We start from the raw sequence: 23,387 nt of genomic DNA on the forward strand, positions 1-23,387 counted from the left end.
CCGGTATATTTGTATCATGATAGATTTTAATAAGGAAGGAAAAATAGTCATAACCTGTTATGACAGAAATGCACCCTTTTTAGAAGCTGAGTTGATTGCACTGGGCTTTGAAATTGAAGGTGTTTTCCGAACACACGTGGCATTACAAGGAACCTTAAATGACTGTATTTTTTTAAACATGCATTTGAGAACTGCCAGCCATGTTCTCTATGAAATTCATTCTTTCCCATTGGACCATATTGAAGGTCTTTACGATGTGATCAAGGCCTTACCTTGGGAGGATTATATAGCCGAAGATGGTTATTTTTCTGTTATAAGTAATGTGAAACATGAGACAGTAGACAATCCCTTATTTGTCAATGTAAAAATTAAAGACGCTATCGCAGATAGGTTCAGAGAGAAATTTGGTTCCAGACCAGATTCTGGCTCAGAGCTTAATGAATCTGTATTCCAATTCTTTTGGAAAGGGGAGCAAGCGACTATCTATATTAATACATCCGGTGATACGCTTATCAAGCATGGTTATAGGAAAGTCCCAGGAAGTGCTCCAATGATGGAATCACTTGCCTCGGCTTCCTTGATCGCATCCGGATGGGATTCTAATAGCCCATTTATTAACCCTATGTGTGGTGCCGGCACCGTGGCCATAGAAGCAGTCATGATGGCAACAGATCGATACCCTGGCTTGTTTAGGGATGATTATGCCTTTATGTACATCAATGGTTATGATGCAGGGGTTTACTATGAGTTAAAGAAAAAGTTAACTCAAAAGATTAAGCCACAACCTGATTTCCCAATCATTGCCTCAGATATCAGTGAAAGGGCGGTCAATGCTAGTAAAGCAAATGCCAAAGAAGCTGGAGTGGAGGAATTCATTCAATTTGAAATTTGTGACTTCAGAGAGGCCACCATACCAGAAGCCGAAAAAGGGGCGATCTTCTTTAACCCTGAATATGGAGAAAGGTTAGGGGAGGAAGAAGAACTGGAACTTATCTATAGGGAGATTGGTGATTTTATGAAAAAGAGCTGTGCCGGATATACCGGATTGGTTTTTACCGGAAACCTTGATTTGGGTAAGAAAATTGGCCTCAAGCCCAAAAGAAGGATTCCATTTTATAATGGGACCATCGATTGCAGACTCTTGGTATTTGAATTGTACAAAGGCACCAAAACCATTCACTACGATAAACCTAAAGAGAAATAAATCCTAGAGGGTAGAATCGCGATTGCGAAATACCTTCCTAGTTTGTATTTCAACAAAGTGAAAAAGGTTTAAAACAAAATAACCCCGGGTTTTGCCCGGGGTTTTGTATTAAAAAATTCTTTGATTTGAGTATACTAAGCTTGCCTTTTTTTAAAGTCTTGGAATAAGGCTGTAATTATCTACTGTTCAATTTTTTCACCAATGGCCTTAACTTTTTCATTAAGGTTTAAAATGGCTTTTTCATAAACTGTGTCCCAATGGCTTAATTGGTCTTTTTTTGAATTGGCGATTTGATATTCAATGGCTGGTAGGATCCAAGATGCGTAGCCACTGTAAGGGTCATTTGACGCATACAAGGACAGGTACCATGGGCCAAAGGGCATTCCTTCCTTAAAAAGAAAACTCTTTTCAAGTTGGATCAAATCAGTGTTGAGCTGCTTTATTTCTTTAGCATTTAATCGACCTTCATTGATTGCTTTGGGAAGTGCTTTACTTAATTCGTTGGTGGTTTTTTCCAATGTATTGATGGCGGATTCGGATTTTTTGAAACCTGAGAATTCTGGATAATAGGTTTTAATTTTGTTAGTAGCCGTTGTGAAATGCATGCTCAGGTCTTGCGCATAGCGCGGCAAGTCGTAAGGGATAAGAGTGGCATTGGCCAGCTTCAAGGACATGATTCCTGCCCATTGTGCTACTGCACCTCCCATTTTTAAGCTTGGGTCAACAAAATTCTCATAGAAAAGGAAATCATCGTAATTGGTATGATAAAGCGTTTTTCCGCCTGTTCCTCCGCTCATGGATGGAACACCTGCATGCATATAAAAAGCGATATGATCTGAACCACCACCAAGATTACCAATAGGTAGGCTTTTACCATCTTTTGACCACATTTCGAAAACAGTCTTGGTAGAATCCGGGTAAATTACTTTTTTTGCCGCATCAGTCATGATCTTCTTTAGACTAGGTGCTGCTGCACCGCCGAAACTTCTGCCTGAAACACCGGCGTCAAAATTCAAATAAGCTACAGCATTTGTTCCCAGTTCTTTTTTCATTTGCTCTACCCATTCAGTAGAACCAATTACTCCGTATTCCTCACCATCCCAATGTGCAATCATGATGGATCTCTTAGGTCTATGGCCTTCTTTGACAAGCTTGCCAAGTGCTTCTGACAAGGTCAATAGCATGGCTGTTCCGCTACCTGGATCAGTAGCTCCAAATGCCCATGCATCATAATGGCAACCTAAGATTATCCATTCATCGGGATACAAACTTCCTTTTACGGTACCTACTATATTGTTGATTCGAACAAACTCTTTGGGTTGTGATACGCCGAGTCTGACTTTTAAATCTGGGCCTCCCTCAAATCTATAGGTGTAGGGTAATCCACCTTGCCATGCTCCTGGAACTGGTTTGCCTTTCATCCATGCCATTATTTCTCCCGCAGCACCATAGCCAATAGGAGTTACTGGGATGGTGTGTAAACTTGTTTCGTTTACATTCAACCGTTTGATTTTGGTTTTTCCATCCAATGGAAGAGCTGGTTCAAAAGGGGTTAAAGGGTCCCCTGTAAATGACTCTGTCAATACAGACCCTCTTTGAATAGCACTTTCATTGTAATTATTGCCTTCAGGATAAACCAATCCCTTGCTGTACCCATAATCTCTTGGGTCCGTATAGATCAATACACCTGCAGCACCGTATTGTTCAGCATACTTAGCTTTGAACCCACGAAAATTTTTACCATACCTTGCCAGTACTATTTTCCCTTGGATGTCTATTCCTAGCTCTGCTAGTTTTTCATAATCTTCCTTTGTTCCATAGTTGGCATATACAACCTCAGCAGTTACGTCCCCAGAACCCGAATAGGCATTCCAGCCTTTAGGAAGTTCTGGGTGTGAAGAATAAGGATTTCCAGAAATGATGTCTTCCTTTTGATTTAAAGGTTTTCGCTTAGGCGTAACAATTTCTACTACAGAAGTTCCAGGATCCTTTGGAATATACACATCGTAGGGATATAAGGTGGTCTCTAGATCCGCCCCTTCCATTGTTTTAACCAGGTAGTCCCTTACATCTTCATTGGCCTTAGAACCCGCTGTATGAGGATGGGCAGTGATGGTGATTAAATGGTTTTTATAGCCAGGGAAATCCACCATGTCTAAAAATAAATCCTCGATGGTATTCTGTTGCTTGGTTTCACTTTCAGAATAGCCATTCATTTGTTTTTGTGCAAACAAGTTTGAAGCTAAGCCTATGGTGAAAAAGAAAAAGAGTAATTTTTTCATGGTAGTTTTACTTATTGTAATACCTGATCTACAGTTAGAATGTGCTCACTTGGTTGGTTTCGAATTCGTTTGGTTCTTAAGTAACGGGCTAATTCAGGGGCGTCAAAATTTTCATCTTCAGGGTTAAAACTACTCACTCTTACTCTTCCTCTTGAGTGAATGAATTGTCCATCCCCAATCCACATGCCTACGTGTACTACACGCTCTTTGCTTGTTTCCGTGGCGGGAACCCCAAAAAACAACAAATCCCCTACTTGTAAATTGTCCCAGTTTTTATCATTGTCAATGAGCTCTCCTTCATTGACTTGCTGGGAAGCATCTCTAGGAATGACCATGCCATTAAGAAAATAAATGGTCTTGGTAAACCCACTACAGTCTACTCCTTTTGGTGAAGTTCCTCCCCATAAATAAGGGGCGCCCATCATTTTCTTGGCGGTTTGAATGAGATTGTCATCGCTTGTACTTCTACTGTTTTTCCAGGTATCATAGGTCACGGCTTGATCTCCTTTTATAGTTCCTCTGCGTTGATCTGGAAGGATCACCTGGTAATTTTCATTTTCATAGCCCTGCAATTCCAGTACATTCCCTGCGGTAATATCACTTACAACCTGGTCGAAACTGTCATTTTCATAAATCGAGCTGATCATTTCAGTGACGACAATTTTTTCTTTTTGAAGCCATTCGTCCATGGCGTTTTGGTCGACCAGGACTATGGCGGCGGCATCTACCCATGATAAGTATGCGTCCGGGGTTTGTACCAAGTACCAGCTACCTTCTGCTTTCAAAACATTTAATGGAGTACCCATCAGGGCTTGTGTAGCCAATTCAGCAGAGTGCTTGGGGGCACTTCTTATATTGGCCACAGAATTGGTCACCAAAGCTAAATTCTTACTTCCCAGAGCTGGATCGGGCAGTATTTGGATGGAGTCAGTAAATGAAATACTGTTTGAAGTTAACTTGTCTGTCAACTCCTTATAAGCTTCAGGTAAATTGGTTTCACCGCTTAGGATACCATTTTCCCATTGAACATCGAAAAGGGCAACCCTTTTATCCGGGGCATATTTCTCTTTGACCTCAGTGATGAGGTTGGTCATTTCTTCTGATTGGTCTTCTTTTTGGCAGGCAAACAAGATTCCCAACAACAATAAATATAAATAGAATGTGTTTTTCATGAAACAAGGCTCACTTTTGATAAATAAGATAGATCAGATCCTGGCGTTCGGAAAAATCCCTGGAACTAGGGCTGCATTTCTCTTTCAAGAAATTCCTGGTATAGCCTGATATGTCTATTGGTCATGGGTATTCTGTACCCATCAATAAATACCTGATGGATTTGAGTTTTTGGTTCAAATGGATCTCCGTCTGAGATAAAGAGGCTAGCTTTCTTGCCTTCTTCCAAAGAGCCCAAACTGTCATCAACTCCAAATATTTCGGCAGGAATGATGGTAATGGCTTTTAATGCCTCGGTGATTCCCATTCCGTAAGCCGCAGCAAAACCAGCATTAAAAGGCAGGTTTCTTACGTTTTCGGCTTCCATTGTCCGCAAAGCTACTTTGACCCCAGCTTTTTGAAGCAAAGCCGGATTATTGTAGGAGGCATCGTAATTGTCCGAGTCTCTGCTAGGCAAGGTCAAGACTGGGCCTGTGATTACGGGAACACCTGCTGCTGCAATTTTATCTGCAACTTTCCATCCTTCAGCCACTCCAGTAAGTACAACATTTACATCTTTTTCTTTGATCCATTCCAATGCTGAAACAATGTCTTTGGCAGCGTTTACTTCTATTAGAAGGGGTAGTTCTTTGTTTAAAACCTTAGAGAGTTGCTCCATTTCGGGGTAGTATTCCAATTCCCCTCCTTTGGTTTTAATAGCAAGGTAGGTAGCGGCTTTTTCCCAAAGTTCGTTTATTTCATCCAGGTTTTTTGTTGCTGTTTTTTGCAAGTCCTCTAAAGATCTAGTGTCGTTACTTCCTGATCTTACTGCAGAAGGGTAATTCATGATTACTCCCTTAAACCCGCCAAACATCTGCGCAGGTGTATAACCATTGAGATTGATTAATGCTGCAGTTCCAGGGAAGTGTCCACCTCTAGGTTGTGTAAGCACTGCGGTAACTCCGCTTACCCTTGTTACAGGTATGGCTACTCCATTAGGATTAACAGCCGTTAAGGCTTGCATTTGAGGAGTTACTTTTCCCAGTTCCATATAATCCTGGGTTTCCTTTAATGAATTTACCTCTACAATCCCTAAGCTTGTTCCACTGTCGATAAATCCAGGATACAATGACTTCCCAGTGCAGTCGATGACGGTGTGGTTTTGCTGAGGAATATTTTTACCTATAGCCTTGATCAAACCATCTTCAATGAGCAAATCATGGTCTTCCAGAATACCTTTGGTGACCGTATAGATTTTAGCATTGGTGAGAAGGAAGTTAGCTTTGTATGGTTTTATTACTTCTCCTTCTATCTGGGCCATAAGGCTTTGACTAAGGAGTAAACAACAACACCAAATTAATAGGTTTAATTTTTTCATTTGAACCCTTCTATAATAAAGGAAATTGACTTGCCTTTTCATTTTCAACTATTAATGGTGGTGGTTTTCAGTAAACAACGCTTGAGCGTCTTGCATGCAGTTATGTGTGCCGCTGCTTATACGATATGGGTCAAGAGATCTTTTAAGGTTGATTTTTAACCTTTGGTCAGCTTGATCTGTATTCCTATCAAAATACTTAATTCCATCTACCCAGGTCATCTGCGGGATGGCGTAAATAGAAAGCGGATGCTTGTCAAATAAAACCAGGTCAGCCTGTTTGCCTACCTCTATAGAGCCTACGTATTTATCAATGCCCAATTGTTTGGCAGGGTTGATAGTTATCAAAGACAATGCTTCTTCATCGGTAAGCCCTCCATACCGCTGTGTTTTAGCTGCTTCATGGTAAAGGTGCCGGATGAGTTCATCTGAGTCTGAATTAATTGAGGTCACTACGCCATTTTTGGTTAGGATTGCTGCATTGTAGGCAGTGGAATAGTAAACCTCAAACTTATAAGCCCACCAATCAGAAAATACCGAAGCTCCCATGGTGTATTTTGCCAGTTCAGGGGCTACTTTAAACCCTTCATTGACATGTGAAAACACGATTTTGTCAATACCGTATTCTTGACATACTTGGATCAGCATGTAGATTTCATCTGCCCGGTAAGAATGACAATGAATGATAATTTTGCCATCCAATATATCCACGAGTGTTTGCAGTCTGGTATTGTATTTTGGCGGGGCAGTAGTTATTTCTTTTTTCTGCTTTTCCTTGTTCCATTTTTCCCAAGCCGATTTGTATTGTAGGGCTTCTTCAAAACCATTTCTTATGACTGCCTCTACACCCATTCTGGATCGGGGTTGAAGGTTTTTCCCTATGCCATGTACCCGTGTTGGATTTTCTCCTAAGGCAAATTTAATTGTTCTTGGAGCTTCTTTCATTATTAGCCTATCTGGATCATGGGTTCCATAGCGATGTTTTAAGGTCACATTTTGTCCGCCAATTACGTTTGCAGATCCATGCATGGCATGAGAGATGGTGGTGCCTCCTGCCAAAGCCCTATAAATTGAAATATCATATGGGTCGATAACATCCCTCATTTGAACTTCCGCAGTGATCGGACTGCTGGCTTCATTGATGATTTCAAGGGCAAGGTGGGAATGCGCATCAATGATCCCAGGCATTAAAAATTGTCCTGAAGCATCCACTGTCTTGGTGTTTTTTGATGCTTTTAGATTGGTTCCGATTTCTGCGATGATGCCATTTTTAACCAAAACATCTGTGTTATCCAATGTACCGTTGGTTATGGTAATAACCTGGGCATTTTTTATCAATATATCTCCTGATTGATTCTCCTGCGCAGAGACTTGCACGCTCAACCAAATTAATAAACCAGCCACTAACTGTCTTTTCTTATTCATGGTTGTTATTCGGTTTTTCTTTTTTAGTAGCCTGTACGGTAAATTGGTTATAACCTGAAATGTCCATACTGCCTTCAAACTTGTTTTCATTAATAGTGCCTGTTACCGTTACATCTAAAACAGCCTCTTCGGTTTCAACTTTAAAGGAAAAAGACAAAGAATCGTCTTTAAGCTCCAGGTTTTCCATTTTAGTCTTTTTGATTCCAGTTCCTTTAGGACTGTCATAGGAGACAGTGCCATTCCATTGCTCGTTTTTCTTAAAAAATTCCCAGCGGCCTTTCGATTGGCCTACAGGGGTTTCCGCGGCATAGGTCCAAACCTGATTTCCGGGTTTTTCCGGGCTGTTTTCTTCAGTGTAATCAAACAAGTAACCATCACTAACAACCATTGATACTTTTCCATCTTTAGAAAAGAGACTGTCTGTCATAATTACCATATTGGCCATTTTTCCCGGCGCAATGCTACCGCTAATGGATTCGATACCAAGAAGTTTTGCAGGATTGCTGGTCAAGGCTGCAAGGGCAACATCTTTGGAAAGCCCATTGCTTACCATTAGTTTTAGGTTACTGAAAAAATCCTTTTTATCTAAATCCAAGCTGGTAAATGCAAATGGGATTCCCTCTTTTTCGTACTTCGAAGCTAAACGCAAGGATTCAAGATAGGCTTCTTGGCCTTTTTTAAGCCTTTCCTCGTAATCCTTTCCTTGTTCCTCACCTTCCAGGCCTTCTAAGAAATTGTCATCAGTTAGTGCAAGTTTTAGTATCACCCCAACTTGTTTGGATTTAAGGATGGGGATAAGTTCTGGTCCCTCATTTACTCCAAGTAAAATAAGTTTAAAGTTATTATCTTCTTGCATTTTCAGGGCCCTTCGAACATCCAATTCATTTCTACCGGCTACCAAGAGCGTTTTCTGGTTCTGAGTTACAGGGATCAATGCCTCTAATACCGGATCTGTTGTGACCCTCTTTACTAATTTATTTTTCTCATATATAGCAGTATGTTCCTGATAAAGAACTGCGTTTTGGAAAAGATCTCTCCACTTCGCCATTACAGCTAACTTGGTATGTGGGTAAACACCGCCTACAGTATTGAATTGAAAATACAGAGATTTATCTTCTTTAAGCAGGTTATTATTTTTCTCATGCCCATAAATGACTATAGTAGTCGTTCCAGGTAACATTCCATTTCCTACTGGTATTTTTTGAGCAATGGTGAAACCGAGTTTTCTCATTTCATTTTCATCACTTTCGGAAAACTTATAATGGTCTGCTGAGGAAAACTGAGGGTGGATTCCTGCCAATTCCGGGATTGGGTTAGAGGTGTCAAAATCACCGGGCCTATCAGGAAGCTCAGGTGGCTGAACGCCTAATTGGTTTCCCAAATCAATAAATCCGGGATAAACGAAAAGGGATTCCCCTTTTATTTCTTTTGAATCTTTGGGTACCGTTAGGTTTTTTCCTATTTGAGTGATGATACCATCTTTGAAGACAATATCATAATTGCGGTGAATTTTACCGGCTGTAGGAATCACTGTGGCGTTCGAAATGAAATAACTAGAGGTAACCCTCCTGTCTCCATTTCTGTCGCTTTGAGCTCGTGCAGGGCCTAGAATTAAAAGCATGCAAGCAAAAAAGACAGCAAAATTAGATAAAATGAGTTGTTTTTTCGACTTCATTTTTAGTGTTTTGTGCGTAACTAAAAGCTAAAATTAAGGTTTAATACTCAATATTTGAATAGTTATTTGTTAAATGTTGGTATTTGTCCCGAGAATGGTTCTTGGCAAGTTTACTTCGTTTTATCAAAATGAATTTTTCTTTTTTTGAAATAAAATGAATTTTATGAAGTTGATTTTAGTAACTTTGAAATTTGTGATGGTATTTAAATATTTATAAAATTCAATTGCAGAAGGTTTTAAAGCTCAACCCTGGTTTAATTCAATTAACTAATGAATAAAAGTTCGCTTTTTAAAGAATTGTTTGTCAATATTAAAACTACTGGCGCTGTAACATTTAGTTCAAAGTCTTTGGTAAATAAGATGCTGTCCTTTGCTGATTTCAAAGGTGCGAAGGTCATTGTGGAGCTTGGAGGAGGAGACGGAAGCATTACCAAAGGTATTATCGAACGGATGGATAAAGATGCGGTGCTTTATGTTTTTGAGATTAGTGAGCATTTTTGCGAAAATCTGAAAAAGCAATATGGTTCAGGCAATGTTGTCATAATTTGTGACTCAGCAGAAAATATGGATCAGCACCTTGGAGGTAATCCGGTAGATTTAATTTTATCTTCTCTACCTTTTAGCCTTATTGCAAAAGAATCAAGAACTGCCATTTACGAGAAAAGCAGCTTGATGCTCAAACCTAGTGGTTTCTTTATTCAGATTTGCTACTCTTATTTATTGCGCTTTCAGTTTGCAATGCATTTTAGTACCATAAAGACGGCATTTACGCTGAAGAATTTCCCTCCAGCTTTTATCATGGTTTGTAATACCTGATAAGGTTTTTTACTGCTATTTTTATACATTGCTCCCTATGAAAGCTGCGGATTTTAAGGGAAGAGGTACGGGACATCAGCCGGGTAATAAGTATGAAAAAGCCAGTCTGGTACAGGAGCACATAGAAGGAATTGATCTTCCTGAATATGAGGAAAATCCTCCCACCAAATTTATAAATGTCAACACAAAATCAGCACTTAGTGTCAATGATAGTCCTGATTTGCCCCTGAATTACTCTGTAAATCCCTACCAGGGATGCGAGGACGGCTGTATCTATTGTTACTCAAGAAACTCACATCAAAATTGGGGTTATGATTCAGGATTAGGTTTTGAAACCAATATTCTGGTAAAAACTGGCCTTCCTACCCAGCTGAAAAAACAATTCGAAAAAAAGAATTATCAGCCACAGACCATCATGCTTTCAGGGAATACAGATTGCTACCAACCTGCGGAAAGCAAGTATAAACTCACACGGAGAATCCTTGAAACATGTCTTGAATACAAGCATCCTGTAAGTGTGGTTACTAAAAACAGCCTTATAGAACGAGACACAGATATTTTAAAGGCACTGTCTGAAAAAAATCTGCTGCATGTCTATTTTTCCATCAATCACCTGGACAATAAACTGAAGTTGCTTCTTGAGCCTAGAACAGCCGTAGCGCAAAAGAAAATTGCATTGATTCGTAAATTTTCTGAGCTTAGAATACCTTCTGGCATTATGGTTGCGCCGATTATTCCTGGCATTAATACTGAAGCTATTCCGCAAATTATCCAATTAGCGGCCGAAGCCGGTGCTAGGAAAGTGGGGTATACCGTAGTCAGGTTGAATGGTCAGGTGAAAGAATTATTTAGAAACTGGATGGAAGAGCATTTTCCTGATAGAACTGATAAAGTAATGCATCAAATAGAAGCATTTCATGGTGGCAAAGCCAATGATACAGAATGGGGTAGAAGGCTTAAAGGTGAAGGAGTGTTGGCAAAATCGATTTCGGATTTGGTGCAGCTTTCTATTAGGAAATACCTCCCTAAGGAGTCAAAAATGCCTTCCCTCGACTTCAGTCAATTTAAAGGCAATGGACAATTGAAAATTTTTTAAAATGAACTATCTCGATAAGGGTATCTTAGTATTGGCAACAATGGAAATGGCCAAACGAAAAAAAGAAATGTCTTTCTGTCCCACGGAAGTTGTTAAATGGATTTTTCCCAGTAATTGGGAAAGTTTTATGGATGATGAAAATAGGGCGGTTGCTTGGTTGCATGAAAAGGGGCTTATTACTTTAGAGAATGAAGGGATAACGCCTCAGGTAGGGAATACCGACGGAGTAATAAAAATTAAGTTGGGTAAAATTTCCTAATGAAGTTTTCTAATCTTCTCGGCCCAGATTTATATTGTATAAAATTGTGTTTTTGTTAAATCAACTTTTATTTTTCTCTAAACAGAATAAAATTTTGTAATTTTACCTAATTTTTAAACCTTAACAATATGAAAAGAACTAAAGCACAAGAATCCAGGGCAGCCATTGAACGCTTGTACATTACCATGCGTCATCTTTTTATGCGAGGGAATTATAAGCCCACAGGGGTTTCTGGAGAATCTTTGGTTGAAGCTTTACTTACTTTAAGCCCGGAGATCTACGGTTTGGTAAATGATTCAGAAAAACTTGAATTGGAAGGATTGTTATATGTTATGGAGCGACTTCCCCAAGGCATAGAAGAATGCAGGTACATACGCCTGATCAGTAGGGAAGGCTATGAAGACTCTGGATTTCCTCCCTTAATTCCCTCAAAAAGAAAAAGAAACTGCTATCGTGTGGATGAGGAACAGATGTACGTTGAGATGACTCGAGGGAAGAGTGATATTTATGATATACTTACTCACCTTACTTTCTTATATATAGAGTCAGAGAAAATTCGTAAGAACAGCACAGATCCCAAAGGAAGGATCAATCTCAACTGGAAAAAATTGAAAGAGGTTGTGGAGAAGGAGATCAGAGGAGAGGAGTACAATAAGGAAGCTGCTTGTTCCTACCTTAGCCACCTGACCGGAAGAACCTTTGAGGAAACTAAGAATGCGGTTCAGAAATTTGAGAATTCTATAAATAGCAACAGTCTGTTTTCTATTATTTACCATATGGGAAGGTTGTCAATGGAAGAAATGCTGGAAGAAAGAGACAGAGAGATATCTTTTTCGGCAACGCTGAGGGAAAGAGTAGGACATCACGTATATGGTGAATCTTGGGCCAATACGATCAAATCTGTATTGGATGAGCAAGATTTGTTGGCAAGGCCCATACATGTGATTAGTGCTAACCTTCACAGTGTGATCAATACCATATATGGGTACCAGGCCTTAGATTTGGCGGATTATGATTCCATTGAGGATATGGCCATGAAAATCAGTGTAAATGGCAAAGGAAGTAAAGGAAAGGAGATTTTAGCCTATGCTTTGAAGCATGGATTGACGCAAGTGCCAGACTCTTCAGGAACCAATATTGGTGTTCAGATAATTGATACAGACAAGATGGTTTCCGACTTTTTGATTCCTGGAGTAAAACTGCCTGAAGGAAAAAAGAAACGGCCAGTATTGGTAGTGATGGATTATGCTTTTGGTGAGCAGGCTTATGAATGTTTGGATGAATTGTTAAAACCATATGAGCTTGGAGATAAAAAAATTCCATTGAACATTACCACCATTTCTATTATGGGGAAAGCGGGGATTTTGGAAGGAAAGAAAGGGGACATTATGATCCCAAATGCCCATGTATTTGAAGGAACTGCAGACAATTATCCTTTCAAAAACGAATTGGATGCCACTGATTTTGAAGGATACGGATTGGGAGTATATGACGGGCCAATGATTACTGTTTTAGGAACATCTCTTCAAAACAAGGAGGTGTTGGGTTATTTTATGGAATCTTCATGGAAAGCTGCAGGACTGGAAATGGAAGGTGCGCATTACCAGAAAGCCATTCAATCCGCAAGTAAAATTAGAAACAGCATACGCAAAAATGTTAAAGTAATGTATGCTTATTATGCTTCTGACAATCCTTTGGAAACAGGCAGTACCCTAGCCTCCGGAGCACTTGGGACGGATGGGGTGAGGCCTGCCTATTTGATTACTTATAAAATATTAGAGAAAATAGGGGAGGCTTAGTCCTCCAATTGAAAGTCAATGGTGGTGACCACCCTAACGGTTTTGATTTGGGGTGTGTTTTCATCCCTGTCGTTAATCGTGAATAAGCCTTGCCTTGCCGTTCTGATTTCTCCAACATTAGAATCCGAATCGCGGGCAAATTTTTCTGCTACTTCGCGTGCATTTTTTGTTGCTTCTTCAATCATGGAGGGTTTTAGCTCATTCAAGCCTGTGAATATATATTCAATGGGTCTCCAGGTGTTTTTCGATTCTAATAAGATGCCCTTTGACATGAGTGTGAGTGATTCTGAAAGTGCTTTCTGAAGTTTACCAAGGTCCTTGGTCCTAACGGTGAATTCAGACTTGGCCAAGTATCGAAACTCACTGTACTGAGCATTGGTATTGTAGCGATCTGCCCGAACATCACTGATATTGGTGCTTCCTTTGGTCAATTCATCTTCACTGAAGCCTTGGCCAATAAAAAAGTTGTAGACCTCTTTATTTTGTCTTTCTATATCACCACTCAGTACATTCAGGTCATTGGCTGTTAGTGAAATATTAATGGGCCAAACCGCCAGGTCCGCATCTACCTCTCGTTCCGACAAGCCTTTTACTTGCACTGTCCGATCGTATTGCTTGCCAATTTTGTGCATGTTACCTATGAAAAATCCTGCAACGATTACTGCTGCACTAAAAACCAGGGTTTTCAACCAATCAAACTTCATATTCCTTACGTTTTTAACTATTTCTTATTTCCACAAATGCCGAAACTTGTACAGCTGTGTTTTTATATCAAATCGTACTTCAATTTCAATGCCACCTTGATAAAATCATTAATAGTTATTTCCCATCAAGGGTAAAGCAGGTATTTTTTCCTCATCAATTTATAGTTACTCAAGCCCGGTTCCCAGCTTGCTCGAATTTCACTTTCTGGAACACCGTCGATGATTTGCTGCCTGAACAATCCAGAACCTATCTGTATTTCGATATTGTTCATTTGTTTGCTTAGACTTCCATCAAAAAACTTTTCTTTCTCCGGGCTATTTTTGTAAAGCTCCTTGATCCACTTTAAATTTATTTGTCTGGATTTTCTCAGTAAATCCGTATCGTAATTCCTCAGGTCAAGGCCATAACATACCTGATCCATAAATAAAGGGCTGGTAGACATTCCTTTTATGCTTTTTGGGGTGTATGAAAAGGAGTAAATACCTTTATAAGCAGGACTTCCAAAGACAGTGAATGGGAAATAGGTGCCCCGGCCATGATTGACATAGGTGCCTTCAAACATGCAGGTAGAAGGGTATAGAAGAACGGCCTGTTGGGTGTTTAAATTGGGAGAAGGAGAGACGGGGAGGGTATAAGGCATATCATGCGTGTAATTGGCTACCGGGATAATTTTCAATTTGCACTGCACCTTGTCTTCCAGCCATCCCTCACCATTGGCCATCATAGCAAATTCTGCAACTGTCAATCCATGAGACATAGGAATCGGGAATTGGCCTATTCCTGATTTGTATTTCATGTCCAAAACTGGGCCATCGATAAGGTAGCCATTGGGATTTGGTCTGTCCAAAATTAGCAATTCCAGGTTATTCTCATGACAGGCTTCCATAAGGCGTACCAACGCATTGATATTGGTATAGAAGCGGCAGCCAACATCCTGTAAATCATAAATCAAAAGATCCACGTTTTCCAAATCTTCTTTGGAAGGTTTTCTTTTGGCTCCGTAAAGCGAAACAATGGGAATACCTGTTTTACTGTCTATTTCATCCTTCACATGCACGCCTGCACCCACATTGCCACGAAAGCCATGTTCCGGACCAAACACCTTGACAATCTCCACCCCTAGAGATTGAAGGCTGTCTACCAGGTGCTTTTCCCCGATTATGCTAGTAGGGTTAGCCATAATGGCTATTCTTTTACCTTTCAAATAGGGAAGGTATTCCTCTGTTCGATCAGCACCAGTGATGATTTGATTGTTATTACTTAAACTTTGAGCTTGCGCAGCCATTAATGGTATAGAAAGCATGCATATGCAAAAACAAAAGTATTTTATAAAGGAGGCCATAAGTAGAATATTTGCATGAATATAATAAGTAAAACACAAAATAAATACTCTAACCCCCTTAGGTATTTAGCGCCTTAGCGAGAAAAACAAATCTACAAACGGTTTCACGCAGAGCCGCAAAGTCGCAAAGGACAATATTTTGTCCTTAGTTCAAGACAAATAGCTAAAATCCTTAACTAACTGGTTAAAGGCATAGGTATTCAAAAAAAAGCAATCAACCCCCTTTGCGTCTTAGCGAGAAATCAATCCTACAAACCGTTGCACGCAGAGCCGCGGAGTCGCAAAGAATTTTTTTTCCTCCAAGTAAAATGAGCATCTATAATAACAATTTAAAGGTATAGGCATTCCAAATAAGTAACCAAACCCCTTTGCGTCTTAGCGCCTTAGCGAGAAATCAATTCTACAAACCGTTGCAGATTCAGAGTGCTTTTTTAAAAAGTTGAAAACTTTCTTCATTTTAGGTTTAAGTTACCCTTCGCTAAACATAAACCAGCCCATACCGGTTGCTGGGCTATTCGAAGCCACGCTATTCCTTGTTCTTTTCCTCTCCTTCTTTAATTGTTTCTGAGTCCCAGGCGTGGTCGTTGAGGCTGAAGCGTCGATTTAGTTCAAAGGAAAGTAAGTTTTCCTGCATTTCTATGGCTTTTTTTACTGATTTGATATAGGCTTTTTTGTCATCTTTTACCTTCGCCAATTCCGTTAATCCTTCTTCATCGTATTTGATAAAATTCTGTGCAAGTCGGTGTACAGTATGCGCCCTAAAGCCAAGTTTGATCAATACATCTTTGCCCATCCTCACCGCACTGTCAAGGTTTTGCCTGTAAATATGGGGCACTTTCATTTCCATAAACTCGAAAGCATCCATTCGATTTTGTGCCCTTACCATAAGTTCCAGGTGCGGGAAGTGCTTCTGAACCATGCTTATCAAACGGTAATTGGTGTCCGGATCCCTGATTGCTGAAATCAAAATGCTAGCTTCCCTAGCTCCCGCCATCTCCAGCAGATCTGCTCTGGTTACATCTCCATAATAAACCTCAAAGCCCATTTCCCGCAGTAGTTCCACCCGATCAGAGTCGCTATCCAATATGGTGGCTTTGATGCCATTGGCCCTCAAAAATCTACCCACGGTACTGCCATAATGGGAAAATCCTGCAAGAATCACCTTATTGGTTTCTTCCATCTCATCATGGGGCTTCTCTTCTTTGTTTTTAGTGCCTATATTAGCTAGTAGCAGCCTTTCATTGAAAAGCATAAGCAATGGGGTGAAAGTCATGCTTAAAGCCGTCACAGCCATGAGTATTTCTGTTGTTTTTTCATTCAGTATATGTAGTTCTGTAGCAAATGAAAAAGTAACAAAGGCAAATTCACCTACCTGACTTAGGCCCAGGGCAAAAATGAGGTTTTGATCAAGGCTGATTTTATTCACTTTACCTATGCCAAAAAGGACTAGGCTTTTTATTAACAACACGGATAGGGTGATGGCAAATACCATCAATGCATTCTCACTGATTAGGCCAAAATTAATAGAAGCGCCCACCGCAATAAAAAACAATCCCAATAGTAAGCCTTTAAAGGGTTCTAGATCACTTTCCAGTTCGTGCTTGAACTGAGAGTTGGCCAATATCACACCGCCCAGGAAGGTACCTAAAGCCGGACTTAAACCCACCATTTCCATTAAAAAGGCTATTCCCAGTACAACCAATAGTGCACCCCCAACAAAGAGCTCTCTCAACCTGGTCTTTGCTACCAGACTGAGCATGGGTACCATTACGTACCTTCCCAATATCACCACCAGGATCACTGCCCCAAAAACCAGTAATGTTTGTAACCAGCCAGGGAATTGAGCAATGGGACTCATATGGCCAACATCAGCTTCAGAAGTGGCAGCAAGGGCTATCAGTGGCAAAATGGCCAAAATGGGTATGACGGCAATGTCTTGCATCAGTAACACAGCAAATGAATTTCTTCCTGCTGCCGTATTCATTTGATTTTTTTCTTTGAGCGATTGTAAGGTGATGGCTGTAGAGGAAAGGGCAAGAGAAGTACTTATGGCCAAAGATTGGCGCCAGCCTATACCCGTTAAATAGAGTATTCCGAAGAAGATCAAGGTGGTTACCAATACCTGAGAAAGGCCAACCTTAGTGATCATCTGTCGCATTTTCCAAAGTTTGGAAGGTTCCAATTCCAGACCGATAAGGAAGAGCATCATGACTACTCCAAATTCTGCAAAATGCATGATGTCCTCACCTTCTTCACCTATAAAACCCATAAGGTAAGGGCCAATTACAATACCTGCCAATAAATAGCCCAATACGGAACCCATTCCAACTTTCTTTGCCAAGGGAACGCAAATAACAGCCGCTGAAAGGTAGATGATTGCCTGAAATAAAAACCCATTTTCCATAGTGCTATTGCTTGAAATCATTTAAAAAAGGAAGCTGTTCCAATTTATAATAATTAGGATTGTCTCGCAGGTGTAAGATAAGTGCTTTAAAGTCATTGATCTCCTGCTGCAACTTCTTTGATGTAATATTATGGGTGCCGGCAATATGGAAAGGGGGTAGGTAGACCATATTACACAACCTTGCTGTTTGTTTAAAGGGAAGTAAGAATTCCTTTATGGGGAAACCATGATGACCTTTTGTACTGTAAGCGTCTATGGAACCACCCGTGCTGATCGCATTGAAAAGGTACTTGCCTTTGAGGTAAATGCCTTTGTGTCCATAGGCCCAGTTGTATTCCAGAACCAGGTCTATCCATTGTTTCATCAAAGGAGGTGCAGAATACCAATATAGGGGGTGCATCAATATCACAATGTCTGCACTGATAAGCATTTCCTGCTCGTGTTGCACATCAATATTAAAATCTGGATAGCGCTCGTAAAGATCTGTAATTTCGACATTTTCCAGACCATTAATGGAAGCCATTAATCTGGCAATCACCTTTGAATGCTCCAATTTAGGGTGGGCCATCAGGACCAGTATATTTTTCATTTCATTATCTATATGCTTGGCAAATAACCATTTTTTTGGCTGTTTAATAAAGAGTATTTTGTGAAAGTTTCCAAATTATTGGTCTGCCTTTCATTTGGGTTCATGCTTATGCGGGTGGTTTTTTGTAAGCATTGTTGCAGAAAAGTGATAACCATACCCCTCAAAATCTCGGTGTAAACATTGTTTATTTCATGAGTTGGCCACCCCTGGCTAGTTTATTTCACGCTATTAGGAGTTGAGCTTTTTCGTATATAAAAATGGGGCAATTATAGGCATGAATTTTTGGGGTTGGGGAATTCACAAATGTTTGTCAGGATTATAGAAAAGGACATTGCAAATGTTTTTCATTACTATTTTTAGTTTAATCCAAAACTTGTCAATTTTATTACGAAGTAGTAGTTTTCCAAGTTATTATGTTTTTATATACTTCCCTATTCAATGGTGAATGCATTGCAATTAATTGGTTTAATCCTATTATACTTGTCTATAATCAAATCAATACTTTTAGTTGTGATTAAACTTATTTTTTAAATCAAATTTTTACATTAAAAGGTTTGGAAATATTATAAATTTCACCCAAATTGAAAAAGAGTTCACAATTTAGGTCTTGAGATAACCAACTGTAATAAGCGAACTTCAAATAGGTTTACTTATCATTTTTCCCGGACCTTGATTACTACTTTTAAGTCAATATTATTTGATTATGATCAGGTGCATATGCTGCTATGCCTATTATTTTGATGTTTAATTTCTGTATAACTGACCTATGATTTTTGAAGTTTTTCAAATATTAAAAGAGCAGATTAACCATTATTTTGAGGAAGTGGGGCTGGAAAACTCCGAATTGGTGATAGATAATATCGCCCTAGCTGAAGGAGCGGCTGAGGCCGCTGATGGGATGAGGGACAAAATGGTATTGACACTTGTAAACCTTCATGAAGAAGGAACATTAAAGAATTTTTCAAACCATTATGTCAATGACAATAAGGTGCAGTACAGGAATAGGGTAATTAACCTTCACCTTTTTCTCCTTTTTTCTGCAAACAGGAATGTATACAGCAATTCACTAATTGATCTATCAGCCGTAATTAATTTTTTCCAGGGGAAAAAACGTTTTACCCAAGCCAATACTGTTTTCAATAGAGAATTAGAGGCAATGGAGAATGTAGGGAATTTTAATTTCACCGTAGAGTTGTATACCCCCACTTTTGAGGAGATGAATTTTATATGGGGCACACTTGGTGGTAAGCAATTGCCTTCTGTCTTGTACCAACTGAATCTTCTACCTATGGAAAGGGACATGACGCATAGTGAAGGGCCATTGATAGAAAGTGTCCATTCGGATGTTAAACACAAGAACTGACAATGTTATCTACTCAATATAAAAAACTATTCACGCTTAAGGTGCATCACTCATACCACCTTAATAGTGGGGCTATTGAGCATGAAAACTTGGATGAAAAAGCCAGGCAGTTGACTTTAAGAAAATACAATTGGCAGGATTTTCTTCACATAATACCTACAAAGGCCACCGATAAAATCCTAAAACGATTTCAATTGCTGATTAAATATTCAAATGAAGGCTTGGTTGTTTTTACTAGGGTATCAGATCAGAATATTCAGGAAAGTTTTATTCCTTTAGACCAAGATTTGGTATTGGCATTTCTTATAAATTATAAAGACCCGTATTTTGAGAATTATACGGCTATCAATCCACTTTCTGAGGAAAAAATGCTGCTTTCAAACTTTGTTCCAACACATTTTGAGGGGATAGACTTCGATTTATTGCCCTTGGAAAGTGAAGACAGGTTATTTACTGATGATTTTCTTGTGCCAAGTGAAAGCATTGATTCTTACTTTGCTGATCCGCTCAGCCAAAGGGCAGGGGCTCAAGCCAAAGGATTATTACTTATTAGAATGCAGGGAGAAAATGGCAATCTTAACGTTAACAATGTAAATGGTACACTAAAGTTAAATCCCACGGTTTTTAAGCTTCATTTTAATAATAGAAGTACTTTTTGGACCTACCACCAGATTGCGAATAATACAAGTGTAACGACCAACTCTCCCAAACCACTGACCAAAAACGGTTTCGTTCAGATCCTATCGGATTCAGATTTTGATGAGCCCAATGATGATTTGAGTGAATTACAATTTCCCAACCCTAGTGTTGAGCGTATCAAGATAGAGGCAAACAATTATTATTCAGAAATTTATATTTAACAGGTTGAACCATGGCAGCAAATTATAGAACCCCAGGTGTATACATTGAGGAAATATCAAAATTTCCTCCATCCGTAGCCCAAGTAGAAACCGCAATTCCGGCTTTTATAGGCTACACAGAAAAGGCCAGAGAAAATGAAGCGGATACAAGCGAAACATTATTTCTCGAACCCAAACGAATCGTTTCATTACTAGAATATGAAACCTTTTTTGGCGGGCCAGATCCTGAAACTGGACTCAAAGTTCAGGTAACAGAGGAAGCTGGAGAAAAAGCGATCTTAGTGGAAGCCCCTGATCCTGAAGACAAGTCTCCATTTTTAATGTTTTATTCCTTACAGGCTTATTTTGCAAATGGTGGGGGGCCTTGTTATGTGATTTCGGTAGGTATATATGATGACGCTGACCCAGTTACTCCTGTAACGATGGCAGCATTAAACACAGGCTTGCAGGAGTTGGAAAAAGAAGATGAGCCCACCTTGATATTATTCCCAGATGCTACAGCACTTCCTGAAGCGGCTGAGTTTTACTCCATCTACAACAATGCACTTGCACTGTGTAGAAAAATGAGAGATAGGTTTACGATCATCGATACCTATACAAATAATATGGAAACGGAGATTTCTTTGGAATCCGGCGTTAGGGAATTAATAACCTCTGATTTGGAAGAAAAGAAATATGGGGCGGTTTACTTTCCTTACCTGGAAACGATTCTGAACTACAGCTATGACCCAGAACAAACAGAAGTTACTCATTTAATTACAGATGCATCACCTGTTTCTGATATACTAGAGGAAGTGGATGATATTCTGGTTGAGGCCGAAAGTATCATTACAGACTTGCCTACTGAAGTGTCCGCTTTGTCAGGAGCAGATACGGCTATCCAAGGTGGTACAGATGAAGAAGCTGTAACGAATAAGGGCACTGTGGTTGACCCATTGAATGCCATTATCGATGCCTTGAATGAATTTGTAGGCTTAATGGCTGAAATCGTAGAAGATACCAATAATGTGGCTGCCATGGCTGAAGAGCAAAACGAGACGCTTGCTACAGCTGCAACCGAAGCCGCCAATGCATTGAATGATGAACTAGAAGAAGGTGGAGATGTCCCCACATTTATTGCCGCGCTTCAAGGTCACCTTGATATATTGAATGGAGACATCACCGGAGATGCTGTGAAACAAGCTTCAGTGGATGCCAATACTGCTTTGACAAATACGGATATTAATGTTTTACTTCAGTCTGTATTGGATTTAATCGACCCAGCCATATTGGATGCGATGTTGGATATTGAAGAATTGGATATGGAATCTGAAGGGGTGCTCAATGGATTTGCCTTAAGTGATGTAGAAGCCATAGATAGTGCTACCTACAATAAGATAAAAGCTGAAATTAACAGGGTCAAGGTAGTTCTGCCTCCTTCATCTCTTGTAGCGGGTATCTATGCCAAAGTGGATTCAAATATTGGTGTATGGAAAGCACCGGCAAATATATCCTTAAACTATGTTGTCAAGCCTACTGTGAAGATCACAAATGACATGCAGGATAGGTTGAATGTAGATACCATTGCCGGAAAATCCATTAATGCAATCCGGTCTTTTACCGGAAAAGGAACCTTGATATGGGGAGCCAGAACATTAGCTGGGAATGACAATGAATGGCGTTTTATATCCGTTAGGAGGTTTTTCAATATGGTGGAAGAATCCGTTAAAAATGCTACCCAGCAATTTGTTTTTGACGCCAATGATGCTAACACATGGGTGAAAGTACGGGCAATGATAGAAAATTTCCTTATTCTCCAATGGAGAGCTGGTGCATTGGCAGGAGCCAAGCCTGAGCATGCTTTCTACGTCCGTGTTGGTTTAGGACAAACCATGACAGCAATGGATATTTTGGAAGGAAAAATGAATGTTGAGATAGGCATGGCGGTTGTAAGGCCGGCTGAATTTATCATTCTTAAATTCTCTCACAAAATGCAGGAATCCTGATTATTTGTTTTAACCCTTTAAATGTAAAAAATCATGAGTTATCCATTATCCAAGTTTCATTTCTCAGTTGATTGGGGTGGAACTATAATAGGTTTTACAGAAGTTTCTGGTCTTGATGTGGAAACGGAAGTTATAGAATACAGGCATGGGGCCAGTCCCGAATACAGTAAAATCAAAATGCCAGGCATGCAAAAATTCAGCAATATTACCCTGAAAAGCGGGACTTTTGCTGGCGACAATGAGTTTTATGAATGGTGGAATACGGTTAGTCTAAATCAGATTGAAAGAAGGGACATCACCATTAAATTGTTGAATGAAGAGCATGAACCAGTAGTTACCTGGAAAGTAAAAAATGCCTGGCCTACCAAAATTCAATCTACAGACTTGAAGGCGGATGGCAATGAAGTGGCCATTCAAACCATGGAATTGGTCCATGAAGGTCTTAGTATTCAAAATGATTAAAAATGGAAGATGTTTACCCCTATGCAAGTTTCCATTTTAAAGTTTCCATTTCAGGATTGGACGATACGGAAGACTATTATTTTCAATCGATATCAGGCTTGGATGTAAGCATGGATACTGAAGAATATGCTGAAGGTGGAGAAAACAGGTTTAAGCATAAATTGCCTGTGAAAACCAAATATTCTAACCTGATTTTAAAAAGAGGGCTTGCAGGTTCAACTGGGTTAACTGATTGGTTTAAAGAAGCCATGGAAAACTTCAATTTTGAAACAAGATCCATTACAATCGATTTATTGAATGAAGAACATGAGCCTTTAATCACATGGAATGTGGTAAATGCCTTCCCCGTTAAAATGACGATTGATTCTTTTAACGCCATGGAAAGCAAGCTGGCAATAGAATCTATGGAATTTTCTTATCAATATTTTACAAGGATTAATTAATGGCAATAAATATAAAGGAAATGCATATCAAATTTCATGTCGAAGAGGCAGGAAAGGCGAAACAAGGAGCAGGCATTGACAAAGAAAAGGTTGTTGCTCAGTGTGTAGAACAGGTTATGGAAATACTTAAGCTTAAAAAAGAAAGGTAATTGTC

At 39.6% G+C, this 23,387-nt stretch carries 20 protein-coding genes; 11 read left to right on the top strand and 9 right to left on the bottom strand.

Going from position 1 to position 23,387, the window contains the following annotated elements; translation table 11 throughout:
* The first annotated feature begins 16 nt into the window (after positions 1-16).
* Complete coding sequence (locus AC13EX_RS24270) at positions 17-1,204, top strand: THUMP domain-containing class I SAM-dependent RNA methyltransferase (protein ID WP_482894647.1); 1,188 nt, start codon at positions 17-19, stop codon at positions 1,202-1,204.
* Positions 1,205-1,383: 179 nt separating this feature from the next.
* Here the strand turns inward: AC13EX_RS24270 and AC13EX_RS24275 are convergent, their stop codons facing one another.
* The 5 genes from AC13EX_RS24275 to AC13EX_RS24295 all read right to left on the bottom strand — a co-directional run bounded on the left by AC13EX_RS24275 (position 1,384) and on the right by AC13EX_RS24295 (position 9,110).
* Positions 1,384-3,486, bottom strand: a complete 2,103-nt coding sequence (locus AC13EX_RS24275) for a M28 family peptidase (protein ID WP_482894648.1) — start codon at positions 3,484-3,486, stop codon at positions 1,384-1,386.
* 11 nt (positions 3,487-3,497) lie between these two features.
* Positions 3,498-4,658, bottom strand: a complete 1,161-nt coding sequence (locus AC13EX_RS24280; protein ID WP_482894649.1) for a C40 family peptidase — start codon at positions 4,656-4,658, stop codon at positions 3,498-3,500.
* 65 nt (positions 4,659-4,723) lie between these two features.
* A complete protein-coding gene (locus AC13EX_RS24285; protein WP_482894650.1) occupies positions 4,724-5,956 on the bottom strand; it encodes an amidohydrolase family protein in 1,233 nt (410 codons plus the stop codon).
* A 108-nt stretch (positions 5,957-6,064) separates the two neighbouring features.
* Positions 6,065-7,435 (bottom strand): amidohydrolase family protein, encoded by a 1,371-nt coding sequence (locus AC13EX_RS24290; protein ID WP_482894651.1) that lies wholly within the window; start codon positions 7,433-7,435, stop codon positions 6,065-6,067.
* A complete protein-coding gene (locus AC13EX_RS24295) occupies positions 7,428-9,110 on the bottom strand; it encodes an amidohydrolase family protein (protein ID WP_482894652.1) in 1,683 nt (560 codons plus the stop codon). Before AC13EX_RS24295 ends, AC13EX_RS24290 begins: the two co-directional genes overlap by 8 nt.
* Before the next feature lie 270 nt (positions 9,111-9,380).
* Between AC13EX_RS24295 and AC13EX_RS24300 the strand changes: the two genes are divergently transcribed.
* From AC13EX_RS24300 to AC13EX_RS24315, 4 genes are all read left to right on the top strand, one after another.
* Entirely contained in the window at positions 9,381-9,926 is a 546-nt protein-coding gene (locus AC13EX_RS24300; protein WP_482894653.1) for a class I SAM-dependent methyltransferase, read from the top strand.
* Between the two features lie 37 nt (positions 9,927-9,963).
* On the top strand, positions 9,964-11,022 hold the full coding sequence (locus AC13EX_RS24305; protein ID WP_482894654.1) for a PA0069 family radical SAM protein: 1,059 nt from the start codon (positions 9,964-9,966) through the stop codon (positions 11,020-11,022).
* Between the two features lies 1 nt (position 11,023).
* Positions 11,024-11,281 carry a DUF3253 domain-containing protein gene (locus AC13EX_RS24310; RefSeq protein ID WP_482894655.1) on the top strand — a complete coding sequence of 86 codons (258 nt, stop codon included), beginning with the start codon at positions 11,024-11,026 and terminating at the stop codon, positions 11,279-11,281.
* 128 nt (positions 11,282-11,409) lie between these two features.
* Positions 11,410-13,080 (top strand): DUF6909 family protein, encoded by a 1,671-nt coding sequence (locus AC13EX_RS24315; protein ID WP_339717825.1) that lies wholly within the window; start codon positions 11,410-11,412, stop codon positions 13,078-13,080.
* Here the strand turns inward: AC13EX_RS24315 and AC13EX_RS24320 are convergent.
* The 4 genes from AC13EX_RS24320 to kefF all read right to left on the bottom strand — a co-directional run bounded on the left by AC13EX_RS24320 (position 13,077) and on the right by kefF (position 18,120).
* Positions 13,077-13,784 (bottom strand): SIMPL domain-containing protein, encoded by a 708-nt coding sequence (locus AC13EX_RS24320; RefSeq protein WP_048643975.1) that lies wholly within the window; start codon positions 13,782-13,784, stop codon positions 13,077-13,079. The two genes, AC13EX_RS24315 and AC13EX_RS24320, sit on opposite strands and share 4 nt — an antisense overlap.
* A gap of 125 nt (positions 13,785-13,909) precedes the next feature.
* The gene (locus AC13EX_RS24325; RefSeq protein WP_482894656.1) at positions 13,910-15,070 is read right to left on the bottom strand and encodes an exo-beta-N-acetylmuramidase NamZ family protein; all 1,161 of its coding nucleotides are present in this window, start codon (positions 15,068-15,070) and stop codon (positions 13,910-13,912) included.
* A gap of 583 nt (positions 15,071-15,653) precedes the next feature.
* On the bottom strand, positions 15,654-17,531 hold the full coding sequence (locus AC13EX_RS24330; RefSeq protein WP_482894657.1) for a monovalent cation:proton antiporter-2 (CPA2) family protein: 1,878 nt from the start codon (positions 17,529-17,531) through the stop codon (positions 15,654-15,656).
* A 4-nt stretch (positions 17,532-17,535) separates the two neighbouring features.
* Positions 17,536-18,120, bottom strand: coding sequence for a glutathione-regulated potassium-efflux system oxidoreductase KefF (gene kefF / locus AC13EX_RS24335; protein WP_339712370.1), 585 nt, complete (start codon positions 18,118-18,120; stop codon positions 17,536-17,538).
* A 766-nt stretch (positions 18,121-18,886) separates the two neighbouring features.
* Between kefF and AC13EX_RS24340 the strand changes: the two genes are divergently transcribed.
* The 6 genes from AC13EX_RS24340 to AC13EX_RS24365 are packed head-to-tail and all read left to right on the top strand — an operon-like array spanning position 18,887 to position 23,382.
* Entirely contained in the window at positions 18,887-19,483 is a 597-nt protein-coding gene (locus AC13EX_RS24340) for a Pvc16 family protein (RefSeq protein ID WP_048643972.1), read from the top strand.
* Between the two features lie 2 nt (positions 19,484-19,485).
* Complete coding sequence (locus AC13EX_RS24345; RefSeq protein ID WP_482894658.1) at positions 19,486-20,343, top strand: hypothetical protein; 858 nt, start codon at positions 19,486-19,488, stop codon at positions 20,341-20,343.
* An 11-nt stretch (positions 20,344-20,354) separates the two neighbouring features.
* Positions 20,355-22,328, top strand: a complete 1,974-nt coding sequence (locus AC13EX_RS24350) for a phage tail sheath family protein (protein WP_339712379.1) — start codon at positions 20,355-20,357, stop codon at positions 22,326-22,328.
* A 33-nt stretch (positions 22,329-22,361) separates the two neighbouring features.
* Positions 22,362-22,790, top strand: a complete 429-nt coding sequence (locus tag AC13EX_RS24355; protein ID WP_020891016.1) for a phage tail protein — start codon at positions 22,362-22,364, stop codon at positions 22,788-22,790.
* A 2-nt stretch (positions 22,791-22,792) separates the two neighbouring features.
* Positions 22,793-23,233 (top strand): phage tail protein, encoded by a 441-nt coding sequence (locus AC13EX_RS24360; RefSeq protein ID WP_048643969.1) that lies wholly within the window; start codon positions 22,793-22,795, stop codon positions 23,231-23,233.
* On the top strand, positions 23,233-23,382 hold the full coding sequence (locus AC13EX_RS24365; protein WP_339712390.1) for a DUF5908 family protein: 150 nt from the start codon (positions 23,233-23,235) through the stop codon (positions 23,380-23,382). Before AC13EX_RS24360 ends, AC13EX_RS24365 begins: the two co-directional genes overlap by 1 nt.
* The last annotated feature ends 5 nt before the right edge of the window (positions 23,383-23,387 follow it).

The organism is Cyclobacterium sp. L-R, assembly GCF_056859355.1.